We start from the raw sequence: 3,433 nt of genomic DNA, 5'->3' as shown, positions 1-3,433 counted from the left end.
AACTATGAAAACGCAAGGGGTTAACCTTGAAAATACCCCTATGAAAGATTTGGGAAGACTTTCCAAACTTATGACCATTGTCGCTGTTGCTATTGTATACGCTTCTATAACGGGCCTTACACAAGAACACAAGGGGGCTCAGGTGGATCAAAGATAAACTCTTATTCTTTGATTTCAGCGATCTTTTAAACTACCTGAAAAAAAGTAAGGGGGAGTATGACCCTTTTTACCGAATATGTTGGTAAACAAAATAAAGAACTAGGTCAGTTTACCTTTTATAGATTTAAAAAAATTTTTAACCTTATCTCGCTTTCGTTCAGAAACAATTTTTCTAATTTCCTTTTCTTTTTCTTCTATTTTACCCTCTCTAAAAAAATCAATTTCTCTGTCCAGCATGACTTTATTCCACGTAATGCTCTTAATATTAGTAAAATCTTCTATGTATTCTTCTTTATTTTTTCTTGACAGCACTGTTTCAATATCTTCATAGCATTTATATATTTTTTCTTTAATAAAATCAAAAAGTTTTATAAAAGGAACATCAGACCCATATTTTTTTAAGGCTTGGTCTATTTGATTTTCCAGAGCAAATTTAGCACTGGCAAAGTTCTGTAGTTGAGTGTAATATTCGTTTAATTTTTTGAGTGATTCCTTTTTATATTGTTCTATCTTTCCTAAAATATCTGGGCTATCCTCCCAACCACTATCAGTAATTTGAGGGAGTAAATCGTGTATATTTTGCATATTCGCATAATAAACAGTTTTCATATTTTGGATAAAATCGTCAGCGAAATATTTTGCCAAAAGCATTCGAATTTCTAAAGGAATTGATTCTTTTCTATTTAATTTATCATTTTGATAATTATTACTAATATATTGATTTAAAATGCTTTTAAAATTATCTTTGTCTCCAATTATTTCACTTAAAAAAATTTCAAAATCTAAGATATTTTTATCAAAAAAAATATTTTTTGCTTAACGTCAGTTCTTAAGTACTTTATTTCAGGGAAAGTAAAATCTTTAAAACGTGATTGCTTAATTTTATTAAGATCTTCATAAAGACCAGCATAGATTTTTGTATTTGCGCTTAACACAAAAAATAACGAAATAAGAAAAATTTTGTTTAACATGTTTATAATTAAGCTAATTTTTACATTTTTTATTTTATTAAAAAATTATCAAAAAAATATAAAAATTTTCTAGACTTTTCAACCAAAGATAGTATGATTGATTTTTAATGTTTTATTAACATGAAGTGCCGCAAAAATACGCAGTGTTCCCTCTAGCATTTCAAGTTATCGTGTGTTTGCAAGGAGTTTTCGACGAAATCTCGCAAACCAATGGCGGTGTCGAGCGTTATATATTTTGTTCAATGGAAAACGTTTTATCTTTTCCCTGAAAGAGGGGGGGGGGCTTGGAATAATTTTATTAAAACCTGCCCAATGATTTCCGCAATAAAATAAAAATTTCCATTTTTTTAATCGTTCAAAAAGTCGTTTGAATGTTTGACGCGAGTGATCATCAAATTCCCAATCGATGAGCCGTTTTCCAGCACGATCATAGACTTTAGAAATCCAAGCTTTAAAAATCCAAAATTTCTTGCTTCTTTTTTTGTTGCGGGATGCGCAGATGCTGGTTATCGTAAAACGTTCGAAGAGTTTGTTCAAAACATATTAAAGAAGACCGTAGAGATTTAGGCACATATTGCGCCGGGCTGGGAAATTTTAGCGAAAAGATGGAGGGTAGAGAGAAAATTTGCTTGGCTAAATCATTTTAGGCGATTGGCCAAGGAACATGAAATAGGCGCTCAACCGGAAAAACACAACGTTATGATCCCCCATTCAATACTACTGATTCGTCGATTGGCTTAACTGTGAAGACAGGTTCTTAATTCCCGAAAGAAAAATTCAAAAAATAAAGTGTGAAATACAGTATGTGCATAACATGTCATCTACAAAGAACAGCATCCAAAAAACCGCTTCTTCGAGAATATTTAGAACTATAGACGTAATTCTAAATATTTAAGGCTTTCAGTACCCCACAAGAATTTTCGAATTTTATCTGCACGCTAATTACGTTAGGTTTGTTCACACAATCTAAAAAAGACTTTTTTCGAATATTTTTACGTAAAAAAGCTGATATTAAAATACCAGCTTTTAAAAATACTCTTTATCCAAAAATGAAAGCTTAAGGATTTTTTACAGAAGAATCTTCAAAATTATCAACTTTTGAACCGCACACTGAAGGAGCAGGATCTACATTGTTCCGAGCATTTAAATTATTAATAACATTTTCTGGAGGATAATGGTGAGCAGTGCCAAGCTTACCGTGAGACTTTCCTTTGCCTTTTCTCTTCTTTTTCGTCTTTTTCTTCTTTTTTTCTGATCCCTTTTTCTCTTCTGACTTTCCTTCCCCTGCTGCCTCTTGCTCTCCTTCTGCTCCCTTTGGAGATCCTGCCTCTGGGTTTGCCGAGTCTAAAGCAGGACCAGCAGCTGATTTATCTTGTTCCGGAGCAGGTGCCGCTTCTGTCAACGGAGCAGCTACCGCTGGATCCTGTGCTGTTGGAACAGCCTGTTGAGCAGGTTGTTCAGGCGCAGGAGAAGCTAACGGTTGAGCAGACGCATCGGCTTGCTCTGGACCTGACCAACCCTGAGAAGGAACAATAATTCCTAAACTTAAGGCAAAAAACAAAATATTCGGAAAATTTTTCTTCATAACTTGATACTCCCTTTGTTACACAAAAACCTACTATGTATCATCACGCAAAACCCTAAAAAAACGACAATACTAAGCATTTAAACTCCACGTTCGTATGTATAGCATAAAAAATATAGATGTGAAAGGGGGGGAAAGAGTGCATCAATCATCACATAACCTAATGTAGCTAAATTTCGATAAAATAGGTTTTTAATCTAATATCAATTACGTAATTACACTTTCTTCCTATATAGCTAAAACATCATAAAAAGAAACCTTTAACTAAAGATATTTTTTGTTAGAATTGGTAAAGAAAGTCTTTTAAAAATTTCTAAAAATGATTGTATGAAAGAACCTGTATTCATGAATCAAAAAGTGTGATATAAAAGGCTTGATGGTGTGGAAGATGAATTACCCAAGCGATTTAAAAAAGAGAGTGGGAAGTGACAAAGCATCATTTTGATAGCGGCAATAAAAGCAAATACAACAAAAAAGAGGGGGTTAATGCAGTATGTTATATAATCAAGAGCGGTTGTCAATGGACAGTACATTCGTTTTATAGACCATGTAGGATTAAGGGGGTATGGGAAAAAGTGATGCATGAACTTGTTAAGACAGGCCGAAGTAAGTATGAAAGGAGTGAGAATCCCAGCTATAGCATCATTCACAAAGTGTTAAAACAAGTGTTAACCCCACAGGAGCCTCAGAAAAAATAGGTATAGATGGAGGGAAAAAA

The 3,433-nt window shown here is 33.5% G+C and carries 3 protein-coding genes; all 3 read right to left on the bottom strand.

Going from position 1 to position 3,433, the window contains the following annotated elements; all coding sequences use genetic code 11:
- Positions 1-258: 258 nt before the first annotated feature.
- The 3 genes from HE1_RS00525 to HE1_RS00510 all read right to left on the bottom strand — a co-directional run bounded on the left by HE1_RS00525 (position 259) and on the right by HE1_RS00510 (position 2,715).
- Positions 259-804, bottom strand: coding sequence for a hypothetical protein (locus tag HE1_RS00525; RefSeq protein WP_162480093.1), 546 nt, complete (start codon positions 802-804; stop codon positions 259-261).
- A 491-nt stretch (positions 805-1,295) separates the two neighbouring features.
- Positions 1,296-1,667 (bottom strand): IS1 transposase, encoded by a 372-nt coding sequence (locus tag HE1_RS06815; RefSeq protein WP_242837160.1) that lies wholly within the window; start codon positions 1,665-1,667, stop codon positions 1,296-1,298.
- A 520-nt stretch (positions 1,668-2,187) separates the two neighbouring features.
- Positions 2,188-2,715: a hypothetical protein gene (locus HE1_RS00510; protein WP_035543376.1), complete on the bottom strand. Its 528-nt coding sequence runs from the start codon at positions 2,713-2,715 to the stop codon at positions 2,188-2,190.
- Positions 2,716-3,433 lie beyond the last annotated feature (718 nt).

Origin of the sequence: Holospora elegans E1, assembly GCF_000648275.1 — a bacterium.
GTDB classification, from domain to species: Bacteria; Pseudomonadota; Alphaproteobacteria; order Holosporales; family Holosporaceae; genus Holospora; species Holospora undulata_A.
This window is presented reverse-complemented; position numbering and strand designations above follow the sequence as displayed.